17 protein-coding genes are annotated in these 16,741 nt (G+C 49.2%); 9 read left to right on the top strand and 8 right to left on the bottom strand.

Going from position 1 to position 16,741, the window contains the following annotated elements:
- Nucleotides 1–80: 80 nt before the first annotated feature.
- The 3 genes from AB1757_03810 to AB1757_03800 all read right to left on the bottom strand — a co-directional run bounded on the left by AB1757_03810 (nucleotide 81) and on the right by AB1757_03800 (nucleotide 2,198).
- Nucleotides 81–704, bottom strand: a complete 624-nt coding sequence (locus tag AB1757_03810) for a hypothetical protein (GenBank protein ID MEW6126166.1) — start codon at nucleotides 702–704, stop codon at nucleotides 81–83.
- Nucleotides 705–776: 72 nt separating this feature from the next.
- Complete coding sequence (locus AB1757_03805; protein ID MEW6126165.1) at nucleotides 777–1,388, bottom strand: sigma-70 family RNA polymerase sigma factor; 612 nt, start codon at nucleotides 1,386–1,388, stop codon at nucleotides 777–779.
- A 210-nt stretch (nucleotides 1,389–1,598) separates the two neighbouring features.
- Nucleotides 1,599–2,198, bottom strand: a complete 600-nt coding sequence (locus AB1757_03800) for an RNA polymerase sigma factor (protein ID MEW6126164.1) — start codon at nucleotides 2,196–2,198, stop codon at nucleotides 1,599–1,601.
- 279 nt (nucleotides 2,199–2,477) lie between these two features.
- Between AB1757_03800 and AB1757_03795 the strand changes: the two genes are divergently transcribed.
- The 5 genes from AB1757_03795 to AB1757_03775 all read left to right on the top strand — a co-directional run bounded on the left by AB1757_03795 (nucleotide 2,478) and on the right by AB1757_03775 (nucleotide 6,826).
- On the top strand, nucleotides 2,478–3,311 hold the full coding sequence (locus tag AB1757_03795; GenBank protein MEW6126163.1) for a dihydroorotate dehydrogenase electron transfer subunit: 834 nt from the start codon (nucleotides 2,478–2,480) through the stop codon (nucleotides 3,309–3,311).
- A gap of 131 nt (nucleotides 3,312–3,442) precedes the next feature.
- Complete coding sequence (locus AB1757_03790; GenBank protein MEW6126162.1) at nucleotides 3,443–4,411, top strand: dihydroorotate dehydrogenase; 969 nt, start codon at nucleotides 3,443–3,445, stop codon at nucleotides 4,409–4,411.
- Between the two features lie 201 nt (nucleotides 4,412–4,612).
- Nucleotides 4,613–5,095, top strand: coding sequence for a polymer-forming cytoskeletal protein (locus tag AB1757_03785; GenBank protein MEW6126161.1), 483 nt, complete (start codon nucleotides 4,613–4,615; stop codon nucleotides 5,093–5,095).
- A 194-nt stretch (nucleotides 5,096–5,289) separates the two neighbouring features.
- Nucleotides 5,290–5,988, top strand: coding sequence for an orotidine-5'-phosphate decarboxylase (pyrF, locus tag AB1757_03780; GenBank protein ID MEW6126160.1), 699 nt, complete (start codon nucleotides 5,290–5,292; stop codon nucleotides 5,986–5,988).
- 67 nt (nucleotides 5,989–6,055) lie between these two features.
- Nucleotides 6,056–6,826 (top strand): alpha/beta hydrolase, encoded by a 771-nt coding sequence (locus AB1757_03775; GenBank protein MEW6126159.1) that lies wholly within the window; start codon nucleotides 6,056–6,058, stop codon nucleotides 6,824–6,826.
- A gap of 21 nt (nucleotides 6,827–6,847) precedes the next feature.
- Here the strand turns inward: AB1757_03775 and AB1757_03770 are convergent, their stop codons facing one another.
- Both AB1757_03770 and ttcA read right to left on the bottom strand, forming a co-directional pair.
- Nucleotides 6,848–8,686: a glycosyltransferase family 39 protein gene (locus AB1757_03770; protein MEW6126158.1), complete on the bottom strand. Its 1,839-nt coding sequence runs from the start codon at nucleotides 8,684–8,686 to the stop codon at nucleotides 6,848–6,850.
- Nucleotides 8,687–8,689: 3 nt separating this feature from the next.
- Nucleotides 8,690–9,553 (bottom strand): tRNA 2-thiocytidine(32) synthetase TtcA, encoded by an 864-nt coding sequence (ttcA, locus tag AB1757_03765; GenBank protein ID MEW6126157.1) that lies wholly within the window; start codon nucleotides 9,551–9,553, stop codon nucleotides 8,690–8,692.
- 207 nt (nucleotides 9,554–9,760) lie between these two features.
- Here ttcA and AB1757_03760 point away from each other — a divergent pair, with 207 nt between their 5' ends.
- Nucleotides 9,761–10,654, top strand: coding sequence for a hypothetical protein (locus AB1757_03760; GenBank protein MEW6126156.1), 894 nt, complete (start codon nucleotides 9,761–9,763; stop codon nucleotides 10,652–10,654).
- A gap of 159 nt (nucleotides 10,655–10,813) precedes the next feature.
- Here AB1757_03760 and recO read toward each other — a convergent pair whose 3' ends face one another.
- Nucleotides 10,814–11,584 (bottom strand): DNA repair protein RecO, encoded by a 771-nt coding sequence (gene recO / locus AB1757_03755; GenBank protein MEW6126155.1) that lies wholly within the window; start codon nucleotides 11,582–11,584, stop codon nucleotides 10,814–10,816.
- Nucleotides 11,585–11,685: 101 nt separating this feature from the next.
- Between recO and AB1757_03750 the strand changes: the two genes are divergently transcribed.
- From AB1757_03750 to AB1757_03740, 3 genes are all read left to right on the top strand, one after another.
- The gene (locus tag AB1757_03750; GenBank protein ID MEW6126154.1) at nucleotides 11,686–12,249 is read left to right on the top strand and encodes a protein tyrosine phosphatase family protein; all 564 of its coding nucleotides are present in this window, start codon (nucleotides 11,686–11,688) and stop codon (nucleotides 12,247–12,249) included.
- Complete coding sequence (gene larE, locus AB1757_03745; GenBank protein ID MEW6126153.1) at nucleotides 12,246–13,127, top strand: ATP-dependent sacrificial sulfur transferase LarE; 882 nt, start codon at nucleotides 12,246–12,248, stop codon at nucleotides 13,125–13,127. The genes AB1757_03750 and larE overlap by 4 nt, the downstream gene beginning before the upstream one ends.
- Nucleotides 13,128–13,232: 105 nt before the next feature.
- Nucleotides 13,233–14,024 (top strand): methyltransferase domain-containing protein, encoded by a 792-nt coding sequence (locus AB1757_03740; protein ID MEW6126152.1) that lies wholly within the window; start codon nucleotides 13,233–13,235, stop codon nucleotides 14,022–14,024.
- 100 nt (nucleotides 14,025–14,124) lie between these two features.
- Here the strand turns inward: AB1757_03740 and AB1757_03735 are convergent, their stop codons facing one another.
- Nucleotides 14,125–14,688, bottom strand: a complete 564-nt coding sequence (locus tag AB1757_03735; protein ID MEW6126151.1) for a LemA family protein — start codon at nucleotides 14,686–14,688, stop codon at nucleotides 14,125–14,127.
- Between the two features lie 46 nt (nucleotides 14,689–14,734).
- The gene (hflX, locus tag AB1757_03730) at nucleotides 14,735–16,489 is read right to left on the bottom strand and encodes a GTPase HflX (GenBank protein MEW6126150.1); all 1,755 of its coding nucleotides are present in this window, start codon (nucleotides 16,487–16,489) and stop codon (nucleotides 14,735–14,737) included.
- Nucleotides 16,490–16,741: the final 252 nt, after the last annotated feature.

The raw sequence follows: 16,741 nt of genomic DNA, 5'->3' as shown, positions 1-16,741 counted from the left end.
GACAAAAGCAGGCAAAAGTAAAATGTTTAACCTCCAAAAGTACAACTGAGATGCCCAACATTTTACTTTTGCCCGCTGAGTTATTGCGCCTGAATAACCGGAACATCCGCCGCGGTGATGTTGCCTTCAGACGTTTGAATATTTAAATGATAAAGTCCCTGCTTGATGCTGCTAATCGTGAATTCGCCCATCTCATTGGTCGATGCCTGATGCATTTTGCGGTCTTCGCCGATGAGTTCAAGGGATAAATTGGCGACCGATTCAAAAGATGCTTCATCTTCGCGCAAAACCTGTCCGACCAAATCGGCGTGTGACCCGCTGATGGCTGCCACCTGCAAATCAATACTGTAAGCGCCTGCGTTATAGAGTAACTGGCGATTGGTGGTTTCGGTTGAACGAACTCCGGCCATTGCCGGTCGCGCAAAGCTATCAAACATCAGAACGGCAATTGCCTGCGAGAGCCTTTCGACAAGACGAGGTTTGCGGGTTTCAAAGATTCGCAAGGCGCGTTTCGTAACCCAGGGCGGTGGCTCCACGGATTCATCACTCGCCGCAATTGCGGTTAGCTGAGTGTACCAATTCTGGTTGGCGGCACACTGAGCACAACCACCGGCAAGGTGTTCTGCCACTTGAGTGGATTCACCGGCAGCAAGTTTGCCATCAAGGTAATCCAGTAATGTTTCAAAACCCGGGCATTTCATCATCTTGTTCCTTGTTCTCGTTACTTTGCACTCATTTCAGTAGAGTAAACGAGCGTGTAAAAAATACCTGCCGGCTTAAATTTTTCCGCTCAACAATTTTTTGAGCTTATCAAGACATCTTGCCCGCGTTGGCCCGATTGACGCGACCGGCATTTCCATCTGCCTGGCAATCTCTGTGTAGCTCAGTTCATCTTTTTTATAAAAAAGTAGAGTCACCAGATTTTTACAGCGGTCGGGTAAAACCGAAATCGCCTGGCGAACCGCCTGTTGTTGTTCAAGCAGGATGCGTTCTTCATCGGCAAGCGGCGCATCGGAAGCGATAGAATTCAAGGGTTGCGAATCGTCTTCGGAATCGGATTCATCAACCGAGACTTCGCGCCGTTGCCTTGCCGACAATCGCCAACTCTCACGTGTAGTGGTCGTAATTATCCAGGCGCTCAATTTTTCATGGTCGCGCAGGGTTTCAAGCTTTTCGTATAGTTTCAAACAGACGGATTGAAAAATATCCGCAGCATCATCCTGCGAGAGTTTCGACCGCAACGGAATGGAATAAATCAACCGTTGATAACGCAGAATCAAAGCTTCCCAGGCGCTGGCATCGCCTTGCAAACAGGCTTCGACAATTTTGCTATCGTCGCTTCCAGCAAATTTTGCCGCAGAGTTGTGTTCAGCTTTTTGCTTCATCATTTCGCCAGTCTTGAAAAAGTAATCTTCGGGGATGGAAAAATCAATGCAGTAAAGGATTTCACAAAAGCGGCTGGCACTATCGAATCATATCGCAGACCAGTTAAGTGATGAAGCAGACAAAAAAATTAGGCTACCAACTTTTGTCGGTAGCCTTTGGCGGCGTTCTTTTGCGCCGCTTCGACTCGTTGTGTATTTCTCCTTCTTGAACTCTTATGCAGCCTCTGCGCGTTGCTGAATCAAACGACGCAATTTCAAACGCGCTTTATGTAACTGGGATTTCGAGGTGCCGGGGCTGCAACCTAAAATCCTGGCAATCTCTTCGTGTTCGTAACCTTCGACATCGTGTAAAACAAACGCGGTGCGATAACCGGGAGGCAGTTGCGCAATGGCAGTTTCGAGCGAAATCCGATCAACAATCGGCATCGCTTCGGGATTAATGGTGTCGGGGTCAACCGAATCGGGCATCTCGCCATCTTCGGTCGTCAGTTCGGATTTCACCGAACGTTTGCGAAAATGCATCAAAACCTGATTGACGGTCAATCTATGCAGCCAGGTGGTGAATGCCGATTCGCCGCGAAACGAATCCAGTTTACGATGTAATTGAATAAATACTTCTTGAGTTAAGTCTTCGGCTTCTGCCGTATTGCCCGTCATTCTCAAACAAATCGAATAGACTCTGCGATAATGCTTGCGATAAAGGTCTTCAAATCCGCTCATCTTCTCGCCAGCCAGCGCATAATTAATATCTTCGTCAATCACACCTGTGTTAATGCTACCTTCGGTTGCTAATGCCATATTTGCTGTGGTCATTTCATTCCCTCCCATAATCGCGTCCATTTGTTTTCGGGCAATAAGAGATAGAGCGACTGACGTGCCACTAAAAAGGTTGCTGTAAAATATTTCTTTAAGTGTAGAAATAAGGTGATTTAACAGAAGGTGCGAATTTTTCGCCAATTATCCTCGCAGCAAAACACGAGGTTTTTGCGTGTGATGCTATACGATTTCGTATATGAGATGCTCCAGTTGACGCTCAGAAGTTGCCCGTCCATAATAAAAATTCTTCAAACCGAATAATTTTTTCTGAAACGCATGATTGATACCATCGCCACTGTTGAATCGAATCTCGAACTCACGCCGGGTTATAAATTGCTGACTCTCAATTTTAAGGAAGCGATTGCTGCAAAAGCCGGACAATTTGCCATGCTCAAAGCGCATGACACTTTTGAACCTCTGCTGAGGCGGGCGCTTGCCATTTATCGCATTGAAAATTCCAACCAACTCTCCTTTCTCTATCAGGTACTCGGTCGCGGAACGCAAATGCTTTCCCACCTCGACAGCGGTGGCAAAGTCGATATCCTATTGCCACTCGGCAATTGTTGGTTGGATGAACCGCTGCAAAAAACAGGGCTGGGCAGTAAAGCGCTCGTGGTTGCAGGCGGCATCGGCTCGGCTTCAGTTTATCTACTTTGCCAGGAATTACAGCGACGGCAAATCGAGACGCAAATCTTCTTTGGCGCAGCCAACCGGAAGGTTGCAACCGGGTGCGGTTTGGATGATTTTAAAAAGCTTGCTTTGCCAATAACCTTGACAACCGACGATGGCAGTTTAGGTGAGCGCGGGTTTGTCACTGCGCCGCTTGAAAAATTTTTACGCGAAGGCAAAGGTGAAAATGCCACCATTTACACTTGCGGTCCCTGGGTGATGATGAAACGAGTAGCAGAAATTGCCGAAGGCTTCGCCATCAAATGTCTGGCATCGCTTGAAGCGCCGATGGGTTGCGGATTTGGCGTCTGCGTCGGTTGTGTCGTCGCCATCAAAGACGCTGACGCGAAAAGCTATCAGGCTTACCAGCGCGTGTGCACGGATGGCTCTATTTTCCCAGCCGAAATCATTCGCTGGGAAGTCACGGCAATGGCACATTAAAATTGCGGAATGCGAAATGCGAATTGCGGATTGACTGCACCGGGAAGCCGAGTTTTAAGGGGAATTCAGAGTGTCAGACTCTTGAGTATAGGGATTAAAGTAATGATGAAAGGAATCAACCCAATATAACGATGAGCGACAATCAATCCGCAATCCGCATTTCGCAATCCGCAATCGAAGCGTCCGCAATCGAACGGCTTGCAGTCGAAATCGCCGGAATTAAATTAAAAAATCCGGTGATGGGCGCGTCGGGAACTTTCGGTTACGGGTTAGAGTTTGCCGGACTCATTGACCTCAACAGGCTTGGCGGCTTCTCGACTAAAGGCTTATCGGCGCGTCCCCTGCCCGGTAACATTCCGACGCGCATCGTCGAAACTCATGGCGGCATGCTCAATGCTATCGGTTTGCAAAATGTCGGCGCGCGCGCTTTCGTTGAAGAAAAATTACCGCTGCTGCGCAAATACGACACGCAGGTTATTGCCAATGTCTTCGGCTATTCCGATGAAGATTATCTTGAAGCCATTCAAATACTCAACGATGGCGAAGGCATTGCGGCATATGAACTCAACATCTCCTGCCCGAATGTTAAAGAAGGCGGCATTGTGATTGGCAGTTCTCCTTTGGCTGCCGCAAAACTTACAGAAAAAGCCCGCCGCGCCGCGCAAAGACCCTTAATCGTCAAACTTTCGCCTAACGTCACCGACATCAAAGAACTGGCGCGCGCCATTGTCGATGCCGGAGCCGACGCTTTATCGCTGATTAATACCCTGGTGGGAATGGCAATTGATATTCATTCACGTAAACCGCACCTCAATTTCGGCACCGGCGGACTTTCAGGTCCCGCCATTAAACCGATTGCCGTGCGTATGGTTTACGAAGTCGCCAGCACCGTAAGCGTTCCGCTTATCGGCATAGGCGGTATCGCTTCGGCTGCCGATGCGCTGGAATTCATTATTGCCGGAGCGACTGCCGTACAAATTGGTACGGCAAACTATTACGACCCCAGCGTAACCATGAAAACCATTGATGAGCTGGCAGACTATTGCAATCAACATTCGACCACTATGCAATCGCTTATCGGCTCCGTTAATCGAAACTGAAACTCGGCTATGGCTCTTTAAGTTTCCTGACCTTGGTTCGTGATGGAGTTTGCCTCTCGCTTGACTTTGCGCCCGCGCTCATCGTATAACGCTTGCTGCCCTCGCTGGGAAAATTGGCAACACCTCTCAGTTATCGGACGACTACAACCGGTTTCCCGATAATGCAAACTCAAAAAAATCTCTAATTCGGAAGTGAAAGATATGCTCAATTCTATGTTTGGAAGCAATAAAAACACTGGCAGCAGCAACGCCCCCATTATCAGTCAACCCAAAAGCAGTAACAATTCCGATTTCGGATGGATTGGCAGGAGCGTTGAAATCATCGGCGATGTAAATTTTTCGGATAAACTGCAAGTTGATGGCACCATTAAAGGCAAGCTTTATTCCGAAAAAGGTACGCTAATTATTGGCGAAACGGGTCATCTGGAAGCTCAAATCGATGTCGGCACCTGCATTGTACACGGCTCGGTAAGTGGCAACATCAACGCCAGAGTTAAAATCGAAATTCATAAATCCGGCAAACTGATTGGCGACCTGACCACTCCGGCGCTGGCTATCGAAGAGGGGTCGGTCTTCAACGGTTCGATAACTATGAACAGTGACGCAGGGAAAGTTCTTCAACACCCGACGGAAAATGTCACCAGCATTTCCGAAGCCGATAAACGCAAGACCAAGGGAGCATAAGCATTTTCGCCATTTGCTTGCTTCATCAATCGTTCAAAATCAAAAGCCAGGTTATTCGTTCGGGATAACCTGGCTTTTGATTTTTCGGCTCGCCAAATTCGCGCTTACTTTCTTGAGCCACTAACCATCAATCGATATAGTCAAATTACAGGAGGCATAACTTGCATAATCAATCCCCTGAGATAAAAGAAAAAATCGTCGTCGCGCTTGATGTTGCGACGCGCGAGGCGGCGCTCGCGCTGGTCGAGCGACTGTCCGGCATGGTCGGTATGTTTAAAATCGGCAAACAGTTGTTCACTGCCGAAGGTCCGCAACTGGTTCGTGAAATCATCGCCGCCGGCGAAAAGGTTTTTCTCGACCTGAAATTTCACGACATCCCCAACACCGTCGCCGGCGCGGCGCAATCGGCTGCAAACTTGGGCGTCACGCTTTTCAACGTTCATGCGCTTGGCGGCTCAGAGATGATGACAGCCGCAGCCAAAGCCTTGCAATCACCAAATCCAGACTTATCTACTCGCGCTAAAGTTTTGGGGGTTACGGTGCTCACCAGCATGAATGATGCAAGCCTCGCTGAAGTCGGCATCCCGCATAAAGCCGAAGAGATGGTGATACGACTCGCCACCCTTGCACGACTCGCAGGGCTTGATGGCGTTGTCGCTTCGCCGCATGAAATTCGTCTGATTCGTGAGCAGGTCGCCAGTGAAAATTTCATCATTCTAACGCCCGGCATTCGCCCCGCCTGGTCTGCAAGCGGCGACCAGAAGCGCGTCGCCACACCGGCTGCTGCCATACGCGACGGCGCAGATTACCTGGTCATCGGTCGCGCCATCACCGATGCCGCTGACCCACGCGCCGCAACCGAGCGCATTCTTGAGGAAATCAATAACGCTTAGCGCCCGGGGCATTTCGTAAGGTGAACGGCTAAAGCATCGGATTCATCAGGCAACAAAAAATCAGTGAATGAAGAAAGTCGTCTTATCAACTCAAAAGCCCGTATACACACTGCATGGCACACAAAGCGATTTGCCGTTGTTAATTTACGTCTCAGGGTTAGATGGCAGCGGCGAACTCTTTTATAAACAACTTCCCTCACTCACCCGAAATTATCGCATCGTCACCTATCGATTGCGCGAAGACGCCCGCGCAACCTATGACGACCTCTCAGACGACATTGCCTCAATCATTGAAGACCTGGGTGAAACTCAAGCCATCATACTCGGCGAATCGTTTGGCGGCACCATCGTTTTACACTTCGCTTTACGCTATCCGACCTTCACCCAACGCCTCGTTTTAGTCAATTCATTTCCCTACTATCGACGCCGCCTTCGCATACAACTTGCCGCTTTTCTTGCCTCTGCGTTACCGGCGCGATTCGTCGTGCCTTTTCGTCTGACCTCTGCGGCGCTTGGCTTACTGGTTGATCGTGTATCTCGCGAAGACCGTAAAAAAATCGTGCAAATTCTGCGCTCCGTAGAGATGAAAAGTTACGCCAGGCGTCTGCAACTCATCGCGCAAGTGGATGTCACCAATAGACTCAATGAAATTCAAGCCCCGACTTTACTCATTGCCACCGAAAGAGATTTACTCGTTCCCTCCGTACGCGAAGCCCGCGAGATGCAAAAGCGCATCCCCAATGCAACGGTGAAAATTTTGCGCCGCAAAGGTCATGCCTGCCTGCTAAGAGATGACGTAAAGTTGTACGAATTGATCAAGGGTTGGCTGAGCCAATGAATTTGATTTTTGACTAATTGTTTACTCGCGACCTGATGCGTTCTTTTTCTTGTCTTTCGGGTTGCGCAAAAAATAGATGAAAAAACCTTTGTCGGTTTCCATCAATTTGTAATCGTTTAAAAAATTTTTAAGTTCAGGATAATTGCTCATCGCAAGCTGCGAGTTATATGCCGCGAGTTCATCAACAATAAATTTCGGGCGGCGCATTTGCAGATCAGTTAAAAGCTGTGCGCGATGTGCGGCGGTGGTCGCTTCATCAAGCATCAGCGCAAATTCATCACTGAAAAAATGGACATCCGCCGGAACCCCTGTGAGCTGTTGCGAACTCAGGTAACGTGAAGCGGGCAACAGTCCCGACCAGTAATAAATCTCCGGTCTGTAGCCCCAGACGAACAGGTAATCAGCACTCGTTGGGGTTGCCGTAATGTTTGCGCCAGCTCGACGTAGCTTTTCAAAATCAAATGGCTTTACCGGATTTGCCTCGTCTTCGATTTCTTTGACGGTTTGCGCTGCCTGAAATTCCTCGCGATTCAATCGTTCGTGATACCAGGTTTGCGTCATCTCGCTTTTCGCGCCGCGCAACTCATCAACGGCAAGCCCCGCCGTCCGCGCATGAAAGCGCACCAAAGTGACGGCAAACCCTGAAATCAAAATCCCATAAACCATACGTCGCACATTGACCTTCGTTTTTTTCAACCGCGCGATAATCTCTGTCATTCCCGAAGCGCCAATCAAACAAAGCGCCGGGAGAATCTGAAAAAAATAATGCCCGAAAAACCTGCCTCCTACAGACATGCCGATAAAAGAGACCGCGAACCAGAGCAACATCAACGCATCGGCTTCATTCAAACGCCCGACCTTGAAACCGGCTCCTGTAGCCGTTTTCAGACTACCACGGTTGGCTTTGAACCGGTTTAAAGTTTTGCCAGCTACAACGACCAGCGCAATCAGCAAAATATTATTCAGGGTAAAATAGCCGAGACTTTGGCGAAGCGCAGTCAACATTGAGCGCCACAACGGGTAATAGCGCGCATATTTGCTGCCCCACACCCAGACGCTTTGCCAGTAATCCGCAAGCGATCCGCTTGCCGCCAGATAGATATAAAAAGGCACTGCGCCCAATACCAAGCCGATAACGCAATACGCGATGACGCGCCAAATCTCCATCCGTCGGTTATTAACGGTCGCAGATTCCGGCGCTGGCTTTTGAAGCGCAATTTCAGACTCCGGACTCCAGACTCCAGACTCTCGACTTCTAATCACAAACCACGAACCAAGTACAACGAATAGCAAATCGAAAATCCCTTTAGGATTGGTTTGAAAGGCAAGGCTGATACTGACACCGCTGGCAAGCGCAGTTGCCAAACGTAATGAAGTGGCGTGTTCATCTGTAGCCGCCCGAACGAACCAGTACGCGGCAAGCGTATAGGGCAAGGTCATCAACAAATCGGTATTGAGTCCTTGAAAATGCCCCGTCGTATAGGTGGTGCTGAAAACCACGAACATCGCTGCCGCAAGCAACCCCTTGCTGCGGTCGTACAGATATGCGCCGAACCGATAGAGCGCAAAAGCCACAGCAACAGAATAGCCAATTGTAAATAAGCGAATCGTTAAAATGCTTGCGCCAAAAATTTTAAAGAGCAGCGCATATAGCAACGGCAGGACGGGCGGCTTATCGAAATAGATTTCTCTGTATAGAACTTTGCCGCGCAATATTTCTTCGCCGGCGGTAAACCATAATCCGTCATCCTGGTAGAGATTTCCGGCGTAAAAAATCCTCAGTAAAAAAGCCACGACCGTTAGTGCTAAAAAGGTTTTCAACACCGTTCGGCGGCTGATGTCGTGAGGATTTTCGTTCACGGTTTAGAGTGCGGAATTCAATGATACGGGAACCAGCGTCGGGCTTAACCTATCATCCTGCATACCGATGGCGGCATCGAGTTCGTCGGCGAGATTGCCCGAAGCCAGAGATTGAAAATCGAACAAGCGCGTATCCAGTAAATGCGAAGGGATGACATTGCCGATGGCTTTCAGCATCGAGTTGCGCACTTCGGGAATCTCTGTTTGCAAATCATCAAGCAGACGTTTAACGCGCTGGCGTTTCAAATTCTCCTGCGAACCGCATAAATCGCAAGGGATAATCGGAAAATCCTGAGTTGCGGCAAATGCTGCGATTTCCGATTCATAAACATAGGCAAGCGGGCGGATAACCATATTGCGCCCGTCGTCGCTTCTGAGCGCCGGTGGCATGGTTTTCAACTGACCCGTAAAAAACAGATTGAGCAGAAAGGTCTGCAAAATATCATCGGCGTGATGACCAAGGGCGATTTTCGTGCAACCTTCTTCGACGGCAGTATTGTAAAGAATACCGCGACGCAAACGCGAACAGACCGCGCAAGTGGTTTTGCCTTCGGGGACGAGCCGTTTAACAATCGAATAGGTATCTTTTTCGATGATGCGAAAGGGCACACCGATTCCGCGCAAGTAGGTTGGCAGAACTTCTTCCGGGAAATTGGGTTGTTTCTGGTCGAGGTTGACCGCCAGCAATTCAAAATCAATCGGCGCGCGACGTTGCAAGTCCATCAACAGACTGAGCAACGTGTAACTGTCTTTGCCGCCGCTCAGACAAACCATGATACGGTCGCCCGCTTCAATCATATTGAAATCTTTGATGGCTTCGCCGACTTTGCGAAATAATTTTTTATTCAAAGTTCCGTTTGCTTGCATACGAGTCTGCCTAAAAGAAAATAGATAGTAGCATAAAGCTGCGGCGGCTGTCAGATAAGCGCCGTGAGGAATTTTCTCAGCGATAATCTTTCATTACAAAGCAAACCGTAATGCCTGTGGATTCGTAAAAAGGTCGAACTTTCTGTTCAATATCTCCGACTCGTTGTGGTAGTATGAGCGGACTATTAATCCCTGTGAGGTAAAAAGATGATGAAGTTTCCCAGTCTATCCATTACAAAAACATTGATCACCTTGCTATTGGTTTTGTCATTTTTAGCCGTTGCCGCGTCAAGCACCCAGGCATTTGATAACGGTGAAAATAAAACTGAAGACAAAATCAACACTGCCAATTCAACCGACCCATCCGAAAATCCGGTTGATAAGGTTGCCGTAGAAAAGAAAGCACCCAATATTTTATACGCGCCGCTCAAAGAGATTAATTTTGAAGAGCCGGAAACTCCTGTACCGGCAAAAACTCAACCGACGGTCAATTCAGGGCACTTCACCAATGTCGGTTTTTCACGAATGGTTATGAATTCGGCGATTCCCATGCCTAAAGTGCCGCCTGCGAATGGGCAACCGTTGAATAAAATTCCGATGACGGTGGGCGAAAAATTCGGCTACTTTTTCAAAGGCGCGTTTCTTTCACCGGGAACTTACGGGCAGGCGATTTTTTCAGGGGTGAGAGGCGAAACTTTCGATAAAGACCACGACCCGGAAGGCGTGAAGGGCAATTTCTTTGCCGATGCCGGAACCCGCACCGCCCGCAGTCTGGCATTCGGGACATCGGCGAAATTTTTTGAGCGTTTCTTCTATGCTTCGATTTTCCGCCAAGACCCGCGCTACCATCGTTCGGGTAAAAAAGGCGTCGGCGCGAAAATTGGTTACGCCATCACCCGCGTCTTTGTCACCGAAGGCGACAAGGGCGGCAGCCAATTCAACATCTCCTATCTGGGCGGCGGCGTGAGCGCCGCCTTTATGTCGAGACTCTGGGAACGCGAAGAACGCAAATCAACCAGCAAAGTGCTGAACAAATGGGGCACTCACATCGGGTTGACCATGTTTTCAAATATTTTGAAGGAATTTTTGAGCGGGCAATAGAGAAGTAAAAAGTAAACAGGCAAAAGTAAAAATTGATTCACGCCTTTGACACAATGATAGTTGAAGTCTTTGGTGGCTGATCGTTGAGCAAGCGGTCTTTAACCGCGTAAAAAAAATCATACGGAAAGAGCGCGAAATGTTTCTACACTTCGCGCTCTTTTAAATTTCAGCAAGCTCTTTCAGTAGCGCCCGCGAACGCAAATCGCGTTCAAGCGCGTGGCGAATGATTTGATAATTGATCTGTCCGAGTTGCGCGAGCCGTTTAACGGAAACCTCACGACTGGCAAATTGTCTGGGGTGCACGCGAAACATTTCATCGACGACGCGGCGCATCTCCGCATCCGCTACATCGCCGCGCCCGCCACTGCAATTGTGACAACGCGGCGCACCCTGCACGGTTAGAAACGCCGAGTTGTTATAACCAATCCGTTCACGACACGCCGAACATTGCGATAAATCGGGGAAAAAACCTGTAAGTTTCAACAACCACGATTCAAAATAGCGCAACATCAGCCTTAAATCTTTGCTTTCGGCGATGGATTCGATTGACGCCGTAACCAACCGGTAAAGTTTTTCATTGGGTTCATGGTCAGGCAAAAATTCCGAAATCAGTTCCGCCATATAAGCCAGCACGCTTGCCGTCTCGACATCCCGCGAAGCGATATAAAAACTGGAGTGCACAATATCGCAGGTTGAAACGCTCACCAGTTCGCGATTCTCTTTATAAAAATAGGTCAGCGCGACTTCGGTAAAGGGTTCCAGCGAAGACCCGAAACGGCTCTTCATTTTGCGCGCCCCGTGCGCCACGCCGCGCACCTTGCCGGAATCTTTAGTTAAAAACACGCAAATTTTATCGGCTTCCGCGAGCGCGTAGGTTCTCAGCACATAAGCCTGTGTGGTCTGTAGCGGCATTGCTATGGATTGTAGCAAAATGACCAGCGAAAGCGTTAGCCTACAATGCCGCACTCAATTTAACCAATGCAAGTCAAGCGTGATATGATTGCAATTCAATCGAAAACCGAGGTGAACTGATGTACAGAAAAATGACTGCCATACTCATCTTTATTTTTTCTTTGGCGCTAACGCTTACGTTCGCGCAGCAACCGAAAAGTGAAAAGCTCACGAAACTCGAAGACGCTTTAAAAGATGACGTGCCGAAAATTTTATGCGTCAACGAAAACTTCGCCACCGCTGCGCAACCGAAAGACGAAGCCTGGGCGAAGCTTGCCGCCAACGGTTTCAAAGCGGTTTTGAATCTGCGCACGGCAAACGAAGGCATAGATTTCGCGAAAGAACGCGAAGCCATTGAAAAAGCCGGAATGCGTTACCTGAACATTCCCATCACCGGCAGCGACCCGAAAGCTGAACAAGCCGAAGCCTTCATCAAAACCGTTAAGGACGCCAGCAATCATCCGATGTTAATTCATTGCGCCAGCGCCAATCGCGTCGGCGCGTTCTTTATGATTTATCGCGTCATCGAACAAGGTTGGGCAGAAGACAAAGCTTTAGAGGAAGCCAAACAAATCGGACTCACAAGCCCGGTGCTTACCAAATTCGCGCAGGATTACATCGCCGCGCACAAAAAGAACCAATGACCACTCAAGCAGCAACCAATCGAATAGCGCTTTCAGCCCAAGCCAAAGAGCAAAATTTAAGAGCTTTGCTTCGCAGTTACGGCTCGGTCATCGTCGCTTTTTCGGGTGGCGTCGATAGCGCCTATTTAGCCTATATCGCCCACAGTGAACTGGGCGCGCGCGCGCTTGCCCTCACCGGCGACAGCGCCTCTTACCCGACGTTTCAACGCGAACTTGCGGATAAACTCACCTCTCAATTCGGCATTCGTCATGAAATTATTTTTACAGAGGAATTCGCGGACGCCAATTACACCAGCAATCCGCCGAATCGTTGTTATTTTTGCAAGTCGGAACTCTACAGCAAAATTAACACCTTAGCCGCCGAGCGCGATTTCAAGGTGATTTGCGATGGCACCAATGCCGACGACATAGGCGACTACCGACCGGGCAGAGAGGCAGCGCGCGAACTCGGTGTGCGTTCGCCCTTGCTTGAATGCGGGATGACCAAAGCCGACATACGCGAGAGGTCGCATCGCGCAGGCTTGCCGACCTGGGATGAACCTGCGTCTGCGTGTTTGTCGTCGCGCATTCCTTACGGGCAGATGGTGACGCTCGAAAAACTTTCGATGGTTGACCGCGCCGAAAGCGCCTTGCGTAAAATGGGTTTTCGACAAGTGCGTGTGCGCCATCACCAGGAGATTGCCCGCATCGAAATTTCCGAAACCGAATTGCCGCGCGCTTTGAATATCGAAACGACGCAGCAAATGTCTGCAACACTCAAGGCATTAGGCTTTAAATATGTCGCGTTAGACCTTGATGGCTATCGCACCGGTTCATTGAATGAAACTTTGAAAAAGGATTCAGGATTCAGGATTCAGGATTCAGGGAAGGAAGCCTGAAATAGCAACGATGAACAGAAACTCTTTCTTTCACCGTTCAACATTTCGCGCTCATCATTCCTTGCGCTTTGAATCTCGACTCCTGAATCCTGAATCCTGAATCCTATGAAAGACGTTTGGAATCCTGAACAATACGAAAAATTTAAAACTGAGCGGCTGCAACCGTTTTACGATTTGCTGGCGCTGGTTAGACCGCGTGTCGATATGCGGGTTGCCGATTTGGGTTGCGGAACCGGCGAACCGACAAGCATTCTGCACGAACAGCTGCAAGCGCGCGAAACTATCGGCTTCGATAATTCGGACGCCATGCTGGCGAAGGCAAAACTTCTGGAAGGCAATGGGCTGCGGTTTGAAAAATGCGATATTGAAAATTTTGCCGCCGAAAGCGAACGCTCCGTAGCTTATGGGCAATTCGATTTGATTTTTTCAAACGCCGCCTTGCATTGGGCGCAAAACCACCAGACGCTGATTCGCCAGTTAATGTGCGCATTGAGCGATGGTGGGCAATTCGCCGCGCAGATTCCTTCCAATCATCATCACCCTTCGCACGTGGTGGCAAATCGTGTGGCAAGTGAGATTCCCTTTCGGGAAGCCCTTGATGGTTACATTCGCGAAGAATTTATTCTGACGCCCGAAGAATACGCAACGCTCTTTCACCGGTCGGGTTTTCGCGATTATCTGGTGCGCTCGCAAATTTATGTGCATCCGCTGGAATCAAGAGAAAGCGTGGTTGACTGGGTCAAGAGCACACGGCTCACGGATTATCAAAAGCGCCTTTCGGAAGAGATGTACGCGCTTTATCTGGAACGCTACAAGGAATGTCTGATGGAAGAATTAGAGGACGAACACCCGTTTCTCTACACTTACAATCGCATTCTGCTGTGGGCGAGGAAATAAGCAGGAAAGTAGGAAGTATGAAGTAGGAACGATGAATTGAAGAGTAACCCGGATGTTCATCATTTCTACTTCATCGTTCATCGTTCCTACTTCATCGTTTTTAGAATTGAACTTTCGGTGCTTCGCGTGAGCTTTCGGCGGCTTTGAATTCCTGAGCGCGTTCAAAGCCGAGCATATTGGCGAAAAACACGGTCGGGAATCGGTCGCGCGAATTGTTGTAAGCGAGCACCACTTGATTGTAATCGCGCCGCGCCACCTGAATGCGATTTTCGGTTCCCGATAATTCATCCTGCAATCGCAAAAAGCTCTGGTCGGCTTTCAAATTGGGATAGTTTTCCGAAATTGCCAGTAACCTCCCCAGGGCTCCGGTCAACTGGTCATTGGCTTGCGATTTTTCGTCAACCGTCTTCGCGCCAAGCAGACGCGAACGCGCTTCGGCAATATCGCTAAAAACCTGTTCTTCGTGCTTGGCATAACCTTTTACGGTGTTCACCAAGTTGGGAACCAGGTCAGCGCGACGTTGCAATTGTGTATCGACATTTGAAAACGCATTGGTGACTTCATTGCGCTTGGTGGTGAGACTGTTATAGGTTCCGCAGGCAGTACCGCCGACGATTAAAAGTAATAGCAGAACGACAACTAAAATTCCAACTCCCCATTTCATATCGAGTCATCCTCCTTAACACATAGAGCCTGAACTTTGCCCATCATCACATCACATAAGTTATTTCATCGTTTTCAGCTTTGCTTTCATGAAGCGCCGTCTTTGCGGCATCTGCGCCATTGAGCATATCACCGATGCGTTCAAGCATGGGCGCAAGCGTCGCGCGGTCAACCGCTGAAATCGTTACGGCACTGAATGCGCGCCGCAAGTTTATCAATTCATCTTCACTTAGCAAATCGGATTTGTTGAAGACCAGAAGCCTGGGGATGCCAGACAAATTCAACTCCTCTAAAATTTTTTCAACCGAGGCAATATGATTTTCAAATTGCGGGGTGCTGGCATCGACCAGATGAATCAACAGGTCTGAGCCTTCCATCTCTTCAAGCGTGGCGCGAAATGCGGTAATCAAATCGGGCGGCAAATCGCGTATGAATCCGACCGTATCATTGATGATGACCTCCTGGTCACGCGGCAACCTGAGTCTGCGGCTGGTTGGGTCTAAGGTCGCAAACAATAAATTTTCCGCGGTCACCGAAGACTGGGTTAGCGCATTCAGCAGGGTTGATTTTCCGGCGTTGGTATAACCGACAATTGAAATAATCGGCACATCGCGACGCAAGCGTTTGGCGCGTTGCACGCGACGGCTGACGCGCAGTTGTTCAATCTGTTTTTCGAGAAGGTGGATGCGGTCACGCACGCGACGACGGTCAACTTCGAGTTTGGTTTCACCGGGACCGCGTCCGCCGATGCCGCCCATCAGCCTGGACATTTCGGTTCCTGAACCCGTGAGGCGCGGCAACATATATTTGAGTTGCGCAAGCTCTACCTGAATTTTACCTTCGCGGCTCTGCGCCCGTTGCGCAAAAATATCGAGAATGAGTTGAGTACGGTCAACGATTTTCAAATCGGTCGCTTGATTAATCGCGCGAACCTGTGCCGGCGATAAATTCTGATCGAAGATCATTACATCGACGCCAAGTTGCAGGCTGCGAATAATCAATTCTTCGAGTTTACCTTTGCCAATCAAGGTGCGCGGGTCGAGTTTCGGGCGGCGTTGAATAATGGAATCCAAAACCACAACCCCCGATGAACGCGCCAGTTCTTTCAACTCTTCAAGCGATTCCTGGGCGCTGGCAAGGCTTTCGGTCGTCACCCCGACCAGAATCGCCCGGTCGCGTTTATCTTGCGGATTGCGCACCCGACGCGACCGCGCCAACTCTTCTTCAAGTGAAGTGATTAAATCGAGAAAATCGGTGTCGAGTTGCGAAGGCACACGCGGTTCAAGAAACTCCCAGATTTTCGGAGTTTCCGGCTCAAGTTCATCATCCCATAATTCATCGTCCGATTTTTTTTGACCGACAGGCTTCGCTACATCATTTGCCGGAAGCAGATGGGCTGAATGAACTAATCCAGGCAAGCCGTCATTTTTGACTTCGACAGCCGACATTAAATCAAGTCGAAGCAGCGCCAGGTCGGTCAAGTCATCCTGAGTTAATTTTTCGCCGAGCAGATGCGTGTGCAAACAACGCAAGCCGCGAAAACGATCACTGCCGACGCGCACACGTTTCAAATCCGGCAACACAATGCCGTGCGCCGTTCCGACGATGACGTAGTCAACATAACCGTTGCGATTGACCAGCACGCCGATTTGCCGGTTGAGTTCACGCGACAGTTCACTCATCTGACGGGCAAATTCCTGCGTGACGATTTCGTGCGGTGAAATGCGGCGATGGTACAGCTTTTCGAGGCGATGTAGCTGATTGGGTTTTAACCCCTGAACGTTGCCTTCAATACTTCTAATCGTTTTTCCCTCCGTTTCAAAACTTCAGTTTAATGATAAAGAAGGCGGAAGTGAAAAGGCAAAGTGGAAAGCAAAGATTAACATCAAGAACATCTCAGCGATGCAGCTAAGGATTCAGGATTCAGGATTCAGGGAACATTTATCAATGCAGCTAAATCCACAGGCAGACGCTCATCAGGTATTAATGGCATCACCAAAACCGGCTTGGTAATCGTCGTTCATTTGCGCCGGGTAACCAGATAGTTGTTAGCA

Source organism: Acidobacteriota bacterium (assembly GCA_040754075.1).
Lineage (GTDB): Bacteria > Acidobacteriota > Blastocatellia > UBA7656 > UBA7656 > JBFMDH01.
This window is presented reverse-complemented; position numbering and strand designations above follow the sequence as displayed.

Excerpts from the sequence above, each read along its gene's own strand:
- AB1757_03810 (MEW6126166.1), bottom strand. The coding sequence starts at position 704 with ATGATGAAATGCCCGGGTTTTGAAACATTACTGGATTACCTTGATGGC.
- AB1757_03805 (MEW6126165.1), bottom strand. The coding sequence starts at position 1,388 with ATGATGAAGCAAAAAGCTGAACACAACTCTGCGGCAAAATTTGCTGGA.
- AB1757_03800 (MEW6126164.1), bottom strand. The coding sequence starts at position 2,198 with ATGACCACAGCAAATATGGCATTAGCAACCGAAGGTAGCATTAACACA.
- AB1757_03795 (MEW6126163.1), top strand. The coding sequence starts at position 2,478 with ATGATTGATACCATCGCCACTGTTGAATCGAATCTCGAACTCACGCCG.
- AB1757_03790 (MEW6126162.1), top strand. The coding sequence starts at position 3,443 with ATGAGCGACAATCAATCCGCAATCCGCATTTCGCAATCCGCAATCGAA.
- AB1757_03785 (MEW6126161.1), top strand. The coding sequence starts at position 4,613 with ATGCTCAATTCTATGTTTGGAAGCAATAAAAACACTGGCAGCAGCAAC.
- AB1757_03775 (MEW6126159.1), top strand. The coding sequence starts at position 6,056 with ATGAAGAAAGTCGTCTTATCAACTCAAAAGCCCGTATACACACTGCAT.
- ttcA (MEW6126157.1), bottom strand. The coding sequence starts at position 9,553 with ATGCAAGCAAACGGAACTTTGAATAAAAAATTATTTCGCAAAGTCGGC.
- AB1757_03760 (MEW6126156.1), top strand. The coding sequence starts at position 9,761 with ATGATGAAGTTTCCCAGTCTATCCATTACAAAAACATTGATCACCTTG.
- AB1757_03750 (MEW6126154.1), top strand. The coding sequence starts at position 11,686 with ATGTACAGAAAAATGACTGCCATACTCATCTTTATTTTTTCTTTGGCG.
- larE (MEW6126153.1), top strand. The coding sequence starts at position 12,246 with ATGACCACTCAAGCAGCAACCAATCGAATAGCGCTTTCAGCCCAAGCC.
- AB1757_03740 (MEW6126152.1), top strand. The coding sequence starts at position 13,233 with ATGAAAGACGTTTGGAATCCTGAACAATACGAAAAATTTAAAACTGAG.
- AB1757_03735 (MEW6126151.1), bottom strand. The coding sequence starts at position 14,688 with ATGAAATGGGGAGTTGGAATTTTAGTTGTCGTTCTGCTATTACTTTTA.